The organism is Iamia sp. SCSIO 61187, from assembly GCF_019443745.1.
In the GTDB taxonomy this organism is placed as follows: domain Bacteria; phylum Actinomycetota; class Acidimicrobiia; order Acidimicrobiales; family Iamiaceae; genus Iamia.
The window spans coordinates 3228345-3244687 of sequence record NZ_CP050948.1 but is presented as its reverse complement, the minus strand read 5'-3'; the positions used below and the strand labels follow the sequence as shown (position 1 = coordinate 3244687).

At 75.4% G+C, this 16343-nt stretch carries 12 protein-coding genes and 1 other RNA gene; 7 read left to right on the top strand and 6 right to left on the bottom strand.

Annotated features, from left to right (window positions below):
* Nucleotides 1-137 precede the first annotated feature (137 nt).
* The gene (locus HC251_RS15410; protein WP_219941480.1) at nucleotides 138-2042 is read right to left on the bottom strand and encodes an ATP-dependent DNA helicase; all 1905 of its coding nucleotides are present in this window, start codon (nucleotides 2040-2042) and stop codon (nucleotides 138-140) included.
* A 7-nt stretch (nucleotides 2043-2049) separates the two neighbouring features.
* The gene (locus HC251_RS15405; RefSeq protein ID WP_219941479.1) at nucleotides 2050-2973 is read right to left on the bottom strand and encodes a YihY/virulence factor BrkB family protein; all 924 of its coding nucleotides are present in this window, start codon (nucleotides 2971-2973) and stop codon (nucleotides 2050-2052) included.
* Between the two features lie 102 nt (nucleotides 2974-3075).
* Between HC251_RS15405 and recO the strand changes: the two genes are divergently transcribed.
* The 3 genes from recO (at nucleotide 3076) to HC251_RS15390 (ending at nucleotide 5034) form a co-directional block, all read left to right on the top strand.
* Nucleotides 3076-3822 (top strand): DNA repair protein RecO, encoded by a 747-nt coding sequence (gene recO / locus HC251_RS15400; RefSeq protein WP_219941478.1) that lies wholly within the window; start codon nucleotides 3076-3078, stop codon nucleotides 3820-3822.
* Nucleotides 3823-3881: 59 nt separating this feature from the next.
* Nucleotides 3882-4547, top strand: coding sequence for a TM2 domain-containing protein (locus HC251_RS26040; protein WP_304608280.1), 666 nt, complete (start codon nucleotides 3882-3884; stop codon nucleotides 4545-4547).
* A 112-nt stretch (nucleotides 4548-4659) separates the two neighbouring features.
* Nucleotides 4660-5034, top strand: coding sequence for a TM2 domain-containing protein (locus tag HC251_RS15390; protein WP_219941477.1), 375 nt, complete (start codon nucleotides 4660-4662; stop codon nucleotides 5032-5034).
* Between the two features lie 86 nt (nucleotides 5035-5120).
* Here the strand turns inward: HC251_RS15390 and mutM are convergent, their stop codons facing one another.
* Entirely contained in the window at nucleotides 5121-5927 is an 807-nt protein-coding gene (mutM, locus tag HC251_RS15385; RefSeq protein WP_219941476.1) for a bifunctional DNA-formamidopyrimidine glycosylase/DNA-(apurinic or apyrimidinic site) lyase, read from the bottom strand.
* A gap of 78 nt (nucleotides 5928-6005) precedes the next feature.
* Here mutM and HC251_RS15380 point away from each other — a divergent pair, with 78 nt between their 5' ends.
* From HC251_RS15380 to HC251_RS15370, 3 genes are all read left to right on the top strand, one after another.
* Nucleotides 6006-10772 (top strand): NAD-glutamate dehydrogenase domain-containing protein, encoded by a 4767-nt coding sequence (locus tag HC251_RS15380; protein WP_219941475.1) that lies wholly within the window; start codon nucleotides 6006-6008, stop codon nucleotides 10770-10772.
* Between the two features lie 43 nt (nucleotides 10773-10815).
* Entirely contained in the window at nucleotides 10816-11628 is an 813-nt protein-coding gene (locus HC251_RS15375) for a PPK2 family polyphosphate kinase (protein ID WP_219941474.1), read from the top strand.
* A gap of 145 nt (nucleotides 11629-11773) precedes the next feature.
* Complete coding sequence (locus tag HC251_RS15370) at nucleotides 11774-12865, top strand: bifunctional 2-polyprenyl-6-hydroxyphenol methylase/3-demethylubiquinol 3-O-methyltransferase UbiG (RefSeq protein ID WP_219941473.1); 1092 nt, start codon at nucleotides 11774-11776, stop codon at nucleotides 12863-12865.
* A gap of 72 nt (nucleotides 12866-12937) precedes the next feature.
* Here the strand turns inward: HC251_RS15370 and ssrA are convergent.
* The 3 genes from ssrA to smpB form a co-directional block, all read right to left on the bottom strand.
* Nucleotides 12938-13322: a transfer-messenger RNA gene (ssrA, locus tag HC251_RS15365) on the bottom strand.
* Nucleotides 13323-13456: 134 nt separating this feature from the next.
* Nucleotides 13457-15007: an AMP-binding protein gene (locus HC251_RS15360; RefSeq protein ID WP_219941472.1), complete on the bottom strand. Its 1551-nt coding sequence runs from the start codon at nucleotides 15005-15007 to the stop codon at nucleotides 13457-13459.
* A 283-nt stretch (nucleotides 15008-15290) separates the two neighbouring features.
* Nucleotides 15291-15791, bottom strand: coding sequence for an SsrA-binding protein SmpB (smpB, locus tag HC251_RS15355; RefSeq protein ID WP_219941471.1), 501 nt, complete (start codon nucleotides 15789-15791; stop codon nucleotides 15291-15293).
* A gap of 90 nt (nucleotides 15792-15881) precedes the next feature.
* Between smpB and HC251_RS15350 the strand changes: the two genes are divergently transcribed.
* On the top strand, nucleotides 15882-16343 hold the full coding sequence (locus tag HC251_RS15350; RefSeq protein ID WP_219941470.1) for a Mov34/MPN/PAD-1 family protein: 462 nt from the start codon (nucleotides 15882-15884) through the stop codon (nucleotides 16341-16343).

Genomic DNA, 16343 nt, shown 5'->3' with positions numbered 1-16343 from the left:
CGCTGCCGGACACCGGTGTCGCCTGGCGCGAACAGAACCGAGGATGGCGACGGACGTCGTTCCGACGAGGGTGACCGCACCGACCGGCGTCGTGGCCACGCCCATCCGCTCGCGCTCCTTGCACGTCGTGGTCTCGGTCAGGGGGCGGTCACCTGGCGGAGGAAGGCCTCGGCCTCGGCCCGGTCCTTGGTGCGGCGCATGGGCGGCAGGGCCCGGACCAGGTCCCAGCGGTAGCGGGCCTTGGCCAGGCGGGGGTCGAGCACGGCGACGACCCCACGGTCCTCCGACGAGCGGATCAGGCGGCCGGCGCCCTGGGCCAGCAGCGTCGCCGCCCGGTCCAGGTCGACGAGGCGGAAGGCGTCGGCCCGGGCCGCCTCGCGGCGCGCCTGCATCAGCGGCTCGTCGGGGCGGGGGAACGGGATGCGGTCGATGGCGACCAGCGAGAGGGTCCGGCCGGGGACGTCGACGCCCTGCCAGAACCCCATGGTGGCGAACAGGCACGTGGGCTCGTCGGCCGTGAACGCGGCCACGAGGGCCGGCTTGGGCAGGTCCCGCTGGGTGAGCACCGGCACCGACAGGCGGGGCTTCAGCACCTCGGCGGCGGCGTCCATGGCCCGGTAGGAGGTGAACAGGGCCAGGGTGCGCCCGCCGGCGGCCTCGATCAGGGCCATCAGCTCGGCATGGGTGGCGGGCTCGTAGGCCGGCTCTCGGGGGTCGGGGAGGTGGACGGCGCAGTAGAGGAGGGCGTGGTCCTCGTGGTCGAAGGGGCTGCCGACGTCGAGGACGTCCACCCGGTCCTCCGGCAGGCCCAGCCGGGTGACGATGGCCGGCGGGACCGTGGCGCTGGTGAGCACGGCGGTGGTCTCGGCCCACAGCCGCTCGGCGAGCGTCGGGGCCACGTCGACCGGGGCCAGCCGCAGCGACGGCGACCGCTCGGGGCCCTCGACCCACATCACGTGACCGGTCCGCACCTCGAGCACGGCGTCGAGCTCGTCGGCCAGACGGCCGGCGGCCTTGGACGCCCGCGTGGCCTTCGCCGCGGTGTCCTCCCCCTTGTCGGTCGGGACGTTCTTGAGCGAGGTCAGCAGGCCGTCGACGGCGATGCGGGCGTCGGCCACGGCGTCGGCGATCTCCGGCTCCAGGCGGCCGCGCAGCCGGCGGCCCACGTGCTCGGCCAGGGCGTCGGCGACCTGGGCCCCGGCGGCCTCGACCGACCCGAGCGTCGTGGGGTCCTCCAGCACGGCGCCGGCCAGGCGGGCCAGGGCGGCGAAGCGGCCGGCGGTGAGGTCGACGCCGAAGGTCGACGAGATGACGTCCTCGAGCTGGTGGGCCTCGTCGATGATCACCACGTCGTGCTCGGGGAGGACGACCCCGCCGCTCTCGAGGTGGAGCCCGTAGAGGTGCAGGTTGACGACGATGACGTCGGCGTCGGCGGCGACGGTCCGCGCCGACTCGGCGAAGCACGACCCGCCCTGCGGGCACCGGGTGGCGCCCGGGCACTCCCGCGACCCGACGCTCACCGCCGCCCACGCCTCGGGCGAGGGCTCGAAGGGCAGCTCGGCCCGATCGCCGGTGACGGTGGTCGCCGCCCACGTGGTGATCTCCCGCAGCTCCTCCTCGGGGGCCCGCTCGACCAGCCCGTCGAGGGCCAGCTGCTGGGCCGACCCGCCGATCTCGCCCAGCCGCTGGCGGCAGACGTAGTTCGAGCGCCCCTTCAGCACGGCGTAGGTGAGGGGCTCGTCGAGGTGGTCGGCGAGGAAGGGCAGGTCCTTGCCCACGAGCTGGTCCTGGAGGGCCTTGGTGGCGGTGGCGATCACCACGGGCTGGCCCGACAGGGCGGCGGGGACCAGGTAGGCGAGCGACTTGCCCGTGCCGGTGCCGGCCTGGACGACCACGTGGCGACCGGCGGCGATGGCGCGGGTGACGGCCTCGGCCATGGCGACCTGGCCGGGCCGCTCCTCACCGCCTCCCGGGAGGGCGGCGGTGACCCGGGCCAGGGAGGTCGTGACGGCGGTGGCCGCGTCGGCGGGGCGGAGGCTCATCGCCGGATCAGCTGTGGTCGGCCTGGGGTTCGACGTCGACGACGGCACCCCCACGGTCGGCCTCGACGGGGACCTCGCCCTCGAAGCGGACGGCCTTGATCTCGAGCGTCGTGAAGCCGTGGTCCTCCTCGTAGCGGACGGCGTTCAGGGCCGAGGCGTAGACGATCAGCCGGGAGAAGATCGTGAGCCAGGCGAGGACGGCGAACACGACGCCGAGGGGCCCGTACAGCGACGACGACGAGGCGACCATGCGGGGGACGAGGACGGTGCCGACCAGCTTCAGGACCTCGAAGCCCAGGGCGCCGACGACCGCGCCGGGCAGGAGGGCCCGCCAGCCGGCTCGCCGGTCGCCGAGGATCCAGAAGGTCCACAGGAAGAACCCGAGCTCGAGGGCCACGCCCAGCAGGATCAGGCCCGCCGCCGTCACCGGGCGGGGGACCACGTCGGGGGTGCGGTTGAGGAGGGCGCCGGCGCCGAGCGCCCCGCCGAAGGTCACCGCCCCGCCGAGGAGCCAGATCAGCCCGAAGCCCTTGCCCTTGAGGCCCTCGACCTTGCGCTGCCACGGCGTGCGCACGGCGAGGGACACGGCGGTCGTGACCCCGAGCCCGCTCCACAGCAGCCCCACGATGCCGACCACCGACGCGGTGCGGCGGCTGTCCTGGGCGGTGGCGATGGCGTCCTGCATGTTCTGGGCGGCGGTCCCCTCGAGGCCGAGGCCGTCGATGATGTCGGCGGCGATGGTGTCGTCACCGGAGGACAGGAAGCCGACGACGGCGATGACGACGAGGATCAGCGGGAACAGGGCCACGAAGAACTGCACGGTGGCGGCCGACGCCGTCGAGCTGCCGTTGGTCTCGCCCACCCGCCCGTGCACGGCGAGCGCCGTGCCGAACCACGGCCACCGCTCACCCAGCGCCTCGAGCCTCTCCACCAGCGCACGCTACCCACGTCCCCCGACCGGCGACCCACCGTCCCGCCGGGCCCCGGGGCCCGCCGGTAGCGTGGTCGGGGTGCCGGCCCCCCGCGATCGCCGATGAGCCGGGGCGAGCGCGAGCACCAGGTCGGGCTCTACCGCGACCACGCCCTGGTGCTGCGCACCTACAAGCTGGGCGAGGCCGATCGCATCGTCGTCTTGCTGACCGAGCAGCACGGCGAGGTGCGGGCCGTGGCCAAGGGCGTCCGGCGCACCAAGAGCCGCTTCGGGGCTCGCCTCGAGCCGCCCAGCCACGTCGCCGTCCAGCTCTACCGCGGCCGGGGCGAGCTCGACACCATCACCCAGGTCGAGTCGGTCGACCACTTCCGGGCCCTGCGGACCGACCTGCACGCCCTGGGGCAGGCCCTCACCATGGTCGAGGCCGCCCAGCAGGTCGCCCTGGAGCGGGAGCCCAACCCGGCGCAGTACCGCCTGCTGCTCGGCGCCCTCCGGACCCTGGCCGCCACCCCGTCGCCGCTCGTCGTGGCCGGCTACCTCTGGAAGCTCCTCGCCCTCGAGGGCGTGGCGCCCGTGCTCGACCGGTGCGTCGTGTGCGGGGCGCCCGACCGCCTCGTCGCCTTCGACCTCATGGAGGGCGGGGTCGTGTGCCGTGACGACCGACGGGGTCAGCCCCTCTCGTCGGCCGCCCTCGAGCTCCTGCGCGACGTCCTCGGCGGTCGGCTCGCCGCCGCCCTGGCCGCCGACGAGTCGCCGGCCACGGCCGAGGTCGACCGGCTCGCCGTCCGCGCCGCCGAGCACCACCTCGAGCGGCGCCTGCGGTCCGTGGGCGTCCTCGACAGCGCGTAACCTCGGCCACCCGGCCCCGTGCCGGGCGCCGCCCTCTCGCCGGTCAGAAGGGGACCCACGTGTCCGACAGCCCACCACCCCCACCGCCCAGCGGCCCGCCGCCGGCGGACCCGCCGCCCGACGCCGGTGGACCGGACCTGACCAAGCCCGACGGCATCCTCGACGACGGGGGGACCGTGGTCATCCCGTCGGGGGCGTCGCTGCCCCCGCCCCCGGAGTCCGGGGGCGCGCTCCCGCCCACCGGGCCCCCGCCCGGGGGTCCCTCGCTCGACAAGCCGTCGGGCCCGCCCCCCGGGCCTCCGTCGGCCCCGCCCCCGGGCCCGCCGCCCGGTGGGTTCGGCCCGCCCCCCGGCGGTCCGCCGCCCGGAGGGTTCGGCCCGCCCCCCGGTGGTCCCGCCCCCGGTGGCTACGGCGCCCCCGGCGCCTACGCCCCGCCGCCCGGCTACGGGCCGGGGCCGGGCTACGGCGGTCCTCCCGCCGTCCAGCCCGGCGTCCCGCCCGGCTACGTGCAGAAGGACAAGCTCACCGCCGGGCTGCTGGGGATCCTCGTGGGCTCCATCGGCGTCCACAACTTCTACCTGGGCTACACCGGCAAGGGGATCGCCCAGGTGCTGCTGCTGTTCCCGACCTGCGGGCTGTCGTCCATCTGGGGCCTGGTCGAGGGGATCATGATCCTCACCGGGAGCATCAGCACCGATGCCAACGGGGTCCCGCTCAAGGGTTGAACCCCCCACCCTGCCCCGGGGAGCCATCCCTCACGCAGGATCTCACCACCGAGCCGTCCGGGTGTGCGACACTTGCCCCGTTCCATCCCTACGTCCAAGGACGATCCTGCTCATGAGCAACATCCCTCCGCCCAGTGGCGCACCGCTCGGCCCGCCTCCCGCGCAAGGTGGCTACAGCGGGGGACCGGCGCCGGTCCCCTCGGGCAACGCCGGGCTGCTCTCGCCCCGGTGGAACGTCACCGACGGCCCGCCCGCCGGGTGGGCGCCGAAGCAGAAGATGGTGGCCGGCCTCCTGGGCATCTTCCTGGGCGCCTGGGGCATCCACAACTTCTACCTCGGCAACTCCAAGAAGGGCATCATCCAGATCGTCGCCACGATCGTCACCTGTGGCATCGCCGGCATCTGGGGCCTGATCGAGGGCATCTTGATCCTCGTGGGCAACGAGCAGGCGCGCACCGACGCCTACGGCGTCCCGCTGACCGACTGATCACCCTCTGATCGGCGACGAAGGCACCGGCTCCGGCCGGTGCCTTCGGCGTTTTTCACCGCCGGTGGAGCGACGCCGGGAGCCCGTCACCGGGCCTGGCAGCGGGGGCACCAGGTGGTGCTGCGGCCGTCGAGGACGCTGCGGCGCAGGGTGGCCCCGCACCGCAGGCACGGCTGCCCGGACCGGCCGTAGCAGGCGAGGGCGGCCTGGTTGCGGCCCGCCTCGCCGCTGACGGTGCGGTAGTCCCGGAGGGTGGTCCCGCCGTTGGCCAGGCCGAGGGCCAGGGCGTCGCGGATCGCCTCGTGGAGCCGCGCCGCCCGGCTGCGGCCGACCCGGCGGGTCGCAGGGTTGATCCCGGCCTGCCACAGGGCCTCGTCGGCGTAGATGTTCCCGACCCCGGCGACGGGGCGCTGCGACAGGAGCTGGGTCTTGACCCGGGCGCGGCTGACGTGGAGCGCCCGCCACAGCACGTCGGGGGTGAAGGCCGGGTCGAAGGGCTCGGGGCCGAGGGCGTGGAGCGTCGGCAGGGCGCGGTGGTCGCCGGCCGGCACGACGGCGATGCGGCCGAAGCGGCGGACGTCGCGGAAGGTCAGCGTGGTCCCGTCGTCGAGCGCCCACCAGGCCCGGGCGTAGGGGCCGTCGGGGTCGAGGTCGAGCCCGAGCTGGCCCGTCATCCCGAGGTGGACGATGAGCTCCCACGACCCGTCGGGGCCGGCGAGGTCGGCGAGGAGGTACTTGCCCCGCCGGTGGACCGCACCGATCTCGGCGCCCACCGCGGCGGTGGCGGGGGCGAACTTCGGCGACGGGTGCGCGGCCGCCTCGGTGACCGTCCGTCCCCGCAGCAGGGGGTCGAGCGCTCGACGGATGGTCTCCACCTCCGGCAGCTCGGGCACCGCTCAAGGCTACGATCCGGCCCCGACCTCGAGGAGGTCCTTCCGTTGGCGTCGGCCGCCGAACCGTCCCCCACCCCTGTGACCGCACCGCCCGCCGTGCGCGACGGCTTCGAGGCGGCCGTCGCCCGCCGTCGCCAGGGGGTGCCGCCCTCCGACGAGGCCGTCGACGCCGCCCTGGCGCTGGCCATGGAGCACCAGGACCCGTGGACCGTCCGGGTGCGCCCGCCGGGCGTCGACCTGCTGGCCGGCCACCAGGCGCGCGGTTCGGTGGTCGAGATCGCGGGCGACGATCGCCCGCTCATCGTCACCTCCGTCGAGGAGGAGCTGCGGGCCGCCGGCCAGCGCGCCCTGGACATCGTGCCGATGGCCTACGGCGCCGAGCGGGACGCGGCCGGGGCGCTGGTCGGGGTGGGCCCGGCCCGCGGGGCGGCCCACACCGAGGCGCTCATCCAGATCGAGCTGGTGGCCGACCTCGACGACGGCACGGCGGCGGCGCTCTCCGCCCGGCTCCAGGTGACGCTCGGGCTGCTGCGGGCCGTCACCGCGGACCACGCCGCGATCCGGGACCGGCTGCTGGAGACGGCCCTGTCCCTCGACGCCCTGATGGAGCGCGGGGCGGCGGACGGGGCGAACCGGGTGGCCGTCGCCGACGCGGCCCGGACCGTGCGGTGGCTCCTGGAGGGCAACGCCCTCCTGCTCGGCCTCGGTCGGCGTGGGCCCGGCGTCGCCCTGGACGGCCCCGCGGCCGACGGTGAGCACGACCTCGGCCTGCTGCGCTGCGACCCCCGGGTGGCGGGCCGGGCGGGCACGCCGGCCCCGGTCGGACCCGAGGAGCCGATCCGGGTCGTGCGCCTGTCCGCCCTCAGCCCGCTCCACCGTCGGGTCCCGATGCTCCGGCTCGACCTGTGGGCGCCGGACGCCGACGGTGGGGGCGGCACGGCCGAGCACCTGCTGTGGGTCGTGGCCCGGCGGGCGGCCGGTGCCCCGCTGGCGTCGGTGCCCCTGCTCCGGCGCAAGCTCGACGCGCTCCTCGAGCGGGAGGACGTCGTCCCCGGGTCCTACGACGAGCAGCACGTGACGCTCCTGTTCCAGTCGCTCCCCGAGGACGACCTCTTCGGCCTCGACACCGACTCCCTCCACGCCCTCGTCGGCGAGCTCCTGACCGAGGACCGTGACCACTCGGTGCGGGTGGTGCTCCGGCCCGTCGTCGGCTCGCACGCCGTGGCCGCCCTCGTCACCGTGCCCGTCGACCGCTGGAACCGGGGCCTCCGGCAGCGGCTGGAGCGCTTCCTCCTGGCGCAGCTCGACGGCGAGCGGGTCGACGTGGCCCTGTCCATCGGCGGCGGGTCGTCGGCGGTGACGGCACGGATGGTCGTGCACGTGGAGGCCGGCCGCCCGGTGCCCGACCAGCTCGACGCCGTCGCCCGCGAGGTGCGGCTGGTCTGCCGATCCTGGGAGGAGCAGCTGGCGGGAGCCCTCGCCGCCTCGCCGGCGGCCGACGAGCTGGGCGACCCGGCCGTCGTGGCCGCCCGGTGGGCCGACCGGCTCCCCGAGGCCTTCCGCGACACCGTGGTGCCCCGCGACGCGGTGGACGACGTGGTCGCCCTCGAGCGCCAGGCGGGGGCGAAGGGGGCGCCGCCCCGGGTCACGGTGTGGTTCGGGGCCCGGCGGGCGACCGACGACCCCGAGCGGCTGTGCCTGGTGGTCGATCACGACCTCGAGCTCTCCCGGCTGCTGCCGGCGATCGAGAGCCTGGGGCTGTGGGTCACCGACGAGGCCCGGTGGCCGGTGGGCGACGACCTCTTCGTCCACCACCTGGGGGTGCGGGTGCGCGCCGTCGCCGGCGAGGGACGCCCGCGACCCCTCGTCGAGAAGGCCACCGCGGCCCGGCTCGGAGCGGCCGTCGCCGCCCTGGTCACCGGTCCGGCCGAGGTCGACGGGCTGAACCGCCTGGTCCTCCACGCCGAGCTGGACTGGCCCGACGTCGCGGTCCTGCGCGCCTACCGCCGCTACCGCCACCAGGTGGCGCCCCAGGACGACGAGGCCTACGTGGACGAGGTCCTCGTCGGCCACCCCCAGATCGCCCGGGCGCTCGTCGCCCTCTGGCGGGCCCGCTTCGGGGCCGACCCCGACGCCGACGCCGACCCCGAGTCGGGGGGGCGGGCGGCCCGGGCCGCCGCGGCCTCGAAGGCCGTGCACCGCCTGTGCGACGGGCTCGCCCGACTCGACCACGACCGCATCCTGCGGGGCCTGGCCGGGACGATCGACGCGACGCTGCGGGCCAACCACGAGCTCCGCCCGGAGGGTCCGCTGGCCCTCAAGCTCGACCCGTCGCTCGTGCCCGGCTGCCCCGACCCGCGACCCCACCGCGAGGTGTTCGTCTCCGGGCGCGACGTCGAGGGCGTCCACTTGCGGGCCGGGCCCGTCGCCCGGGGCGGGCTGCGGGCCAGCGACCGCGACCAGGACTACCGGTCCGAGGTCCTCGACCTCATGCGGGCCCAGGTGCTGAAGAACGCGGTGATCGTCCCCACCGGGGCCAAGGGGGGCTTCGTCCTCCGGGGGGAGGCGGCGGCGACGGTGGGGGACGACCGGCGCGGCCGGGTGGCCGCCGCCTACGACCAGTTCGTCGGGGCCCTGCTCGACGTCACCGACGACCTCGACGGCGACAGGGTCGTGCCCGTCCCGGGCCGGTGGGACGGCGACGACCCGTACCTCGTCGTCGCCGCCGACAAGGGCACCGCCACGTTCTCCGATCGGGCCAACGCCCTGGCCGAGGCCCGCGGCTTCTGGCTCGGCGACGCCTTCGCCTCCGGCGGGTCGAAGGGCTACGACCACAAGGCGCTGGGCATCACCGCCCGGGGCGCGTGGGTGGCCATCGCCCGCCACCTCCGTGCTCTGGGGCTCGACGCCCACCGGGACGAGATCACCATGGCCGGCGTGGGCGACATGTCCGGTGACGTGTTCGGCAACGGGCTCCTCCACTCGGACAAGCTCCGCCTGATCGCCGCCTTCGACCACCGCCACGTGTTCCTCGATCCCGACCCGGACCCGGAGGCGTCCCACGCCGAGCGCCGCCGGCTCTTCGAGCTGCCCGGCTCGTCGTGGGCGGACTACGACCCGGACCTCATCTCGGCCGGCGGCGGCGTCCACCCCCGCACGGCCAAGGCGGTCCCGCTCACGCCGGAGGTGAAGACTGCGCTGCGGGTCGACGACGAGGAGCTGACCCCGGCGGCCCTGGTCCGGGCGGTGCTGTGCGCGCCGGTCGACCTCCTGTACTTCGGGGGCATCGGCACCTACGTCCGGGCGTCGACGGAGGACGACGCCCGCGTCGACGACCGGGCCAACGCCGAGGTGCGGGTCGTGGGCCGGGACCTGCGGGCCCGGGTCGTGGGGGAGGGGGCCAACCTGGCCCTCACCCAGCGGGCCCGGATCGAGATCGCCCGCCGCGGGGCGCGGGTCAACGTCGATGCCATCGACAACGCCGCCGGGGTCGACTGCTCGGACCACGAGGTCAACCTGAAGATCCTCCTGGCCCGGGCGGCGACGCTCGGCCGCATCGACCGCGACGAGCGCGACGCGCTGCTCGTCGAGCACGTCGACGACGTGGTCGACGCCGTGCTCTCCGACTGCGCGGCCCAGAGCGAGGCCCTCGACCGGGCCGAGCGGACCACCCCCGAGGGTCTGGACGCGACCATCGCCGTGCTCCGCCACCTCGTCGCCGAGGGCGTGCTCGACCCCGAGGTCGAGGCCCTCCCCGACGACGGTGAGCTGGCGGCGCGAGCCGCCGCCGGGGCCGGCTTCACCCGCCCCGAGCTGGCCGTGCTCCTCGCCGGGGTGAAGCGGAGGGTGGCGGGTGAGCTGCTGGCCTCGGCCGCCCCCGACCACCCGGTGCTGCGCGACGCCCTCGTCGACTACTTCCCGCCCGGTCTCCGGGAGCGGTTCGACGACATCCTCGACGACCACCGGCTCCGGCGGGAGCTCATCGCCGCCGAGGTGGCCAACGACCTCGTCGACCACCTCGGTCTGACCGCGGTCGTCACCCTCGCCGCCGAGGTCGGGGCCTCGGTGCCGGAGACGGCCCTGGCCTACTGGGTGGCCCGGGGCATCCTGCGGTCACCGGACCGCTGGCGCACCCTCTCCCGCCACCGGGGGGCCACCCTGCCCGACCTCGACCCCGACCCGGTCGACGGGGGCGACCTGCTGGCCGACCTGCTCCACGACATGACCCGCACCGAGCTCCTCCGCGCCCAGCGGGAACGGCGACAGGGCCGCACGTGGGACCCGATCGCCCGCATCGAGGAGGACCGTCCCGTTGCCGACGCGCTGGTCCAGCACATGGGTGAGGCCGCCGACCCCGAGCGGGGGCGGGAGCGACGGCGGCTCGCCGTGCGCCTGGCCGCCGGCGGGCTCGCCCCGGAGGTCGCCGACGGCGCCGCCCTCGTGCCCGAGCTCGAGGTCGTCCACGACGTGGCCGCCGTCGCCCGCGACCTCGGCCGGGAGCCCGTGGCCGTGGCCGCCGCCTTCCGGGCGGTGGCGCGCCGTCTCGGGCTCGACGACCTGCGCCGCATGGCGGCCACGGCCGACGTCAGCGGACCGTGGGCGGGCGCCGCTCGCCAGGGCCTCCTCGACGACCTCGTCGGGATCCGCCGGGAGGCGGCCCGCCGCGCCCTGCAGACCGCCCCCGACGCCGTCGACCCCGCTGTGGCCGTCGACCGGTACCTGGCGGCCAACCCTGCTGCCGTCTCCGAGGCCGACGCCGTCCGCCGGCGGCTGGTGAGCGACGACGGTGGTGGGCTCGACGGCCTGGCCGTGGCCGTCCGGGCCGCCCGGCGGGCCGCCCTCTGACCGTCGTGCCGTCCCGGTGGCGGGCTGGCTACGGTGCGTCGCCATGGCCACCGTCGAGCGCTGGAGGGTCCGTCCCGGGACGACCCTCGACCTGTCCGCCATCGACACGCGCGACGCCGCCGCCGCGCCGGGGGACAAGGAGGCCACGCTCGAGGCCACGGCGCTGCTCACCACCCGGTTGGGCGAGCTCCAGGAGCGGCTGTGGGCCGAGGGGCGGCGCAGCGTCCTCGTCGTGCTCCAGGCGATGGACGCCGGGGGCAAGGACGGCACGGTCAAGCACATCTTCCGGGCGGTGAACCCGGCCGGCGCCCGGGTCACCTCGTTCAAGGCCCCCTCGGCCGAGGAGCGGGCCCACGACTTCCTGTGGCGGGTGCACGCCGCCGTCCCCGCCCGGGGCGAGATCGGGATCTTCAACCGCTCGCACTACGAGGACGTCGTCGTCGTCAGGGTCGACGAGCTGGTCCCCGAGCCGGTCTGGCGGGCCCGGTACGACGCGATCTGGGCGTGGGAGCACCACCTGGCCGCCGAGGGCACGGTGATCGTGAAGCTGTTCCTCCACATCTCGCCCGAGGAGCAGGCCCAGCGGTTCCGGGACCGGCTCGACGACCCGACCAAGCACTGGAAGTTCAACCGGGGGGACCTGGCCGTCCGGGCCCGGTGGGACGACCACCAGGCGGCGTACGCCGAGGCCATCGAGCGGACCACCACCGACGAGGCGCCCTGGTACGTCGTGCCCGCCGACCGCAAGTGGTTCCGGAACTGGGTCGTCAGCTCGATCCTGGTCGACACCCTCGAGGCCATGGACCCCCAGTTCCCCGAGCCGGCCGACGACCTCAGCGGCATCGAGGTCGTCTAGGCCGGCCCGGGCCCCCGCCGGGGCTCGAACCCGGCGTCGAGCTGGGCCGCATCGGCCGGCTGGCGACGCCCTGCGCCGCGACCCGACGGGACCCCGCAAGGAGCTGGCAGGGGGGCAGCAAGCGCGGGAGGGGATCGTGCTCGCCATGAGCACCACCACCACCGACATCCCCACCACCCCCACCCCCGAGGAGCTGGCCGAGGCGACCGCCGAGCGGCTTGCCGGCGAGCTCTCGAGCGCCGCCTTCGTGGCCATGGTCGCCCTCGGCGACGCCCTCGGCCTGTACGGCGCCCTCCACCGGCTCGGCCCGTCGACCGCCGGCGCCGTGGCCGCCGAGACGGGCTGCAACGAGCGGCTCGTGCTCGAGTGGCTCAGCAGCAACGCCGGCGCCGGCTACGTCACCTACGACCCCGACGGCGAGGTCTTCGCCCTGGCCCCCGGCGTCGACGCCGTGCTCGTCCACGAGGCCTCCCCGGCCTTCCTCGCCCCGGGGGCGGAGATCATCCGCTCGCTCTACGCCGACCAGGCCCGGGTCGAGGCCGCCTGCCGCGGCGACGGTGGCATCGACTGGGGCGATCACCACACGTGCATGTTCACCGGAGTGGAGCGCTTCTTCGCCACCTCCTACCGCTCGCAGCTCGTCGAGGGTTGGATCCCGGCCGTCCCCGGGCTCGAGGAGACCCTGCGCGGCGGCGCCCGGGTGGCCGACGTCGGCTGCGGCCACGGGATCTCCACGGCGCTGATGGCCGCCGCCTACCCGGCGTCGACCTTCCACGGCTTCGACTTCCATGCCCCCTCGCTCGACCGGGCACGAGCCGTGGCGGCCGAGTCGGGCGTCGAGGCGACGACCTCCTACGAGCTGGCGACCGCCGTCGGCTACGGCGGCGGCCCCTACGACGTCATCTGCTTCTTCGACGCCCTCCACGACATGGGCGACCCGGAGGCGGCGATCCGCCACGCCGCCTCGGAGATCGCCGAGGACGGCGTCGTCCTCCTGGTCGAGCCGTGGGCCGGCCCCGATCGGGCGACGAGCCTGCAGCATCCGCTGGCCAAGTGGTCCTACGCCGCGTCGACCGTCTTGTGCACCCCCTGCGCCCTGGCCCAGCAGGGCCCGCTGGCCCTCGGCAACCAGGCCGGACCGGCGCGCATGGAGGAGCTGTTCCGGGCCAACGGCTTCACCCGCTTCGAGGTCGCCCTGGAGACGCCCTTCAACCTGGTGATCGCCGTCCGCCCCTGAGCGCGGCGAGACCCCCGGGCGCGACGAAGCCCGACGCCTGGCGGGCGTCGGGCTTCGTCTCGTTCCGGGTGGTGGTGGAGCTGGGGGGAATCGAACCCCCGTCCGCCAGGCGATCACCGACCGCGCTACGACCATCCCCGTGACTGCACCTCGTCGGCTGGTGCGCCCCCGGGTGGGCTGCCTTGCGGCACCGGCCCGTCTTTCCGAGCGGTCAGCGGTCTTTCCCTGCGGTCAGCGGTCTCTCCCGCCGTCCACCACGACTTCTGTTGCCGGGCTGTCGTGGTCAGGCCCCGCGTGCCCCTCGAGGGGTCGCGATGACTCTCTTCACCTGACTAGATCAGGCGGCGAGAGCGAAGTCGTCGGTATCGGCGCTTCTGTTGGTGCCCTGTTTAACGAGTCTGAGCAACTCGGGTCGCACGATGGGGTCACTGACCCGACGTCGAAACCGGTCAGCCCCGTGTGCTGGATCATCGGATGTCAAGGAACCAGCGCCTCCGCCGGGGCAGCCGTCGAGGAGACGACGAGCCGACCGACGGGGCCCGTCCAGTGTAGGCGGGCGGGGTCACGGACCCTCCGGGAGATCTGAGCACGTCAGGGCGGGGTGGGGCCCAGGCGACGGCGCAGCTCCACCTTGTCGACCTTGCCGCCGGCGTTGACGGGCAGGTCGTCGACGACCACGACCCGCTTGGGCACCTTGAAGCGGGCCAGCCGGCGGCCCGCCTCGGCCGCGATCGACTCGGTCGCCACCGCCTCGGCGTCCACGCCGTCCCGGAGGACCACGGCGGCGACCACGGCCTCCCCCCACCGCTCGTCGGGGACCCCGACGACGGCGACCCTCGCCACCGCCGGATGGTGCCCCACGGCGTCCTCGACCTCCCGGGAGGCCACGTTCTCGCCGCCGGTGATGATGATGTCCTTGGCCCGGTCGACGATCGTCAGCAGGCCGTCCGGGTCGATCGTGCCGACGTCGCCGGTGCGCAGCCACCCGTCGCGGAAGGCGGCGGCGGTGGCCTCGGGGTCCTGCCAGTAGCCCGCGCACACCTGGGCGGCCCGCACGCAGACCTCCCCCGGAGCGCCCGGCTCGACGGCGGCCCCATCGTCGTCGAGGATCGCCAGCTCGACACCCGGTCCGGGCCGGCCCGCAGCCCGCAGCAGCCGGGGGTCGCCGGCGAGGCCGCGACGGTGGTCGTCGGGGTCGAGGAACACGGCGTTGCCCGACAGCTCGGTCATGCCGTACCCCTGGGCGAAGCCCACCCCCAGCACCTCGGTCGCCTCGGCCAGGAGGGCGGGGGCGAGCGGAGCTGCCCCGTAGGCGATCGTCCGCAGGCTCGCCAGGTCGTCGGCGCCGGCGGCGGCGACGTGGTCGAGCAGCAGGCGGAGCATCGTGGGCGCCAGCGACATCACGGTGACGGCGTGGGCGGCGGTGAGGGTGGCGACGGTCGCGGCGTCGAAGCGGCGGGGGAGCACGGTGGGCCGGCCCCGGTGCAGGGCGTGGAGGACGTTGTAGGCCGACACGTGGTACAGCGGGAACGGGTAGAGGTAGACGTCGTCGTCGGCCAGCGGGCGGGAAGCGGCGGTGGTGGCCACCGCGGCGTCGAGGCTGCGGGCGGTGAGCACCGCCCCCTTGGGCCGGCCCGTGGTGCCGCTGGTGAAGATGATCCAGGCCGGGTCGTCGTCGTGGGGCAGGGGGAGGGGGCGGGCCGCGACGCTCGGCGCCGCGGTGAGGGCCGCCAGGCTGATGTCCCCCACGCCGTGGTCGAGGCCCACGGTGGTCTGGAGGGTCGGCGCCTGCTCGCTGGCCAGGCCCAGCCGGCCCAGCTCGTCGGCGGTCCCGATCATCACCTCGGCCCCGGCCCGGTCGACCTGGCCCAGCATGTCGTCGGGCGTGAGACGGGTGTTCAGGGGGACGGCGACCCGCCCGGCGGCGGGGATCGCCAGGAGGAGGGCGACCACCGAGACGCGGTTGTCAGCGGCGACGGCGACGCGCCCGCCCGGGGGGACGAGCTCGGCGACGGCGGCGGCGATGGCGTCGACCTCGGCCCGGAGCTCTCCCCGGGACACGGTGATGTCGGGCGCGATGAGGGCGGGCTCGTCGGGAGCCGGATCGTCCCCGGCGCCGAGCACCAGGTCGAGGAGGCGCACGGCTGCAATGGTGTCACCCTCCACCGGTGGCGGCGGGGATGCAACGCGAGATCACGGAGCGTGAGACACCCACTCTGACCAGGGGTGTTGGCGGTCTGTGCCGGACTGCGGGGTGGGGTCCGGGTCGGGTCGGGGCCCGAGCCCGGAGCGCGTTCTGAGCCAGGATCCGGCCACGTGTGGCCGACCTCTGGCACAGAACGGGTGCGCTCCGTCCGCCGGGGCGTTCTGGGCCAGGATCAGGCCACGGGTGGCCGACCTCTGGCTCAGAACGGTCTCGGGGCGTCTAGCGATCCTCGGCGTGGGCCCGACGGGCGGCGCCCTGGGCCATGGCCCGACGGGCCTCCATGTCGGCGTCGCGCCGGGCGATGGCCTGGCGCTTGTCCACCTGTCGACGGCCCCGGGCCAGGGCCAGCTCGACCTTCACCCGCCCGCCCGTGAAGTACATCGACAGCGGCACCAGCGACAGCCGCTCCCGGACCGTGCGGTCCCGGATCACGTCGATCTGCTCCCGGTGGAGCAGGAGCTTGCGGTCGCGGAGCGGCTCGGGCGGCACCTGGGTCGAGGCGTGGGAGTAGGCCGTGATCCCGACGCCGAAGACCCAGACCTCGCCGTCGACCAGCCGGGCGTAGCTGTCGGCCAGCTGGACCTTGGCCTCGCGCAGCGCCTTGACCTCGGCGCCGCGGAGGACGATCCCGGCCTCCCAGGTGTCGAGGATCTCGTAGTCGCGCCGGGCGACGCGGTTGGTGGCGATGACGAGCCTGTCGTCCTTGCGTCCGGGGTTCATGGGAGAGCCGACGCTACCCGTCGGCCGCCCCTCCGCCGCCTGCTGTTCTCGCGGGGTGGTCGCCTCCGCCGACGCCGTACCCTCCCTGCGATGCTGATCCTCGACCCGGTCGCCCGCGAGCTCCTCGTCGCCCACGCCCTCGGCGGCTTCCCCGACGAGGCCTGCGGGCTCCTCGGGGGCGAGGTCGGACCGGGCACCGACGCCGACGGCCTGCCCGTCGCGACGGTCGCCGCCTTCGTGCCCACCCGCAACCACGACGCCTCGTCGCGCACGTACTCCATCGGGCCCGAGGGCTGGGCCGCGGCCGAGGCCGTCTTCGACGAGCACGGCTGGTGGACCCTGGGCGTGGCCCACTCCCACACCCACTCCGAGGCCTGGCCCTCGGCCACCGACGTGGACAAGGCGGACAACCCCCTGCTCGAGGGGTGGCACTACGTGATCGTGTCGCTCCGCGACGCCACCCCCGTGCTCCGGTCGTTCCTCCTCGACGGGCGGGTGATCCGAGAGGAGCGGGTGGTGGTCGGGACGGGTCGGACCCCGACGGCATCCTGA

Excerpts from the sequence above, each read along its gene's own strand:
- HC251_RS15410 (WP_219941480.1), bottom strand. The coding sequence starts at position 2,042 with ATGAGCCTCCGCCCCGCCGACGCGGCCACCGCCGTCACGACCTCCCTG.
- recO (WP_219941478.1), top strand. The coding sequence starts at position 3,076 with ATGAGCCGGGGCGAGCGCGAGCACCAGGTCGGGCTCTACCGCGACCAC.
- HC251_RS15390 (WP_219941477.1), top strand. The coding sequence starts at position 4,660 with ATGAGCAACATCCCTCCGCCCAGTGGCGCACCGCTCGGCCCGCCTCCC.
- HC251_RS15375 (WP_219941474.1), top strand. The coding sequence starts at position 10,816 with ATGGCCACCGTCGAGCGCTGGAGGGTCCGTCCCGGGACGACCCTCGAC.
- HC251_RS15370 (WP_219941473.1), top strand. The coding sequence starts at position 11,774 with ATGAGCACCACCACCACCGACATCCCCACCACCCCCACCCCCGAGGAG.
- smpB (WP_219941471.1), bottom strand. The coding sequence starts at position 15,791 with ATGAACCCCGGACGCAAGGACGACAGGCTCGTCATCGCCACCAACCGC.
- HC251_RS15350 (WP_219941470.1), top strand. The coding sequence starts at position 15,882 with ATGCTGATCCTCGACCCGGTCGCCCGCGAGCTCCTCGTCGCCCACGCC.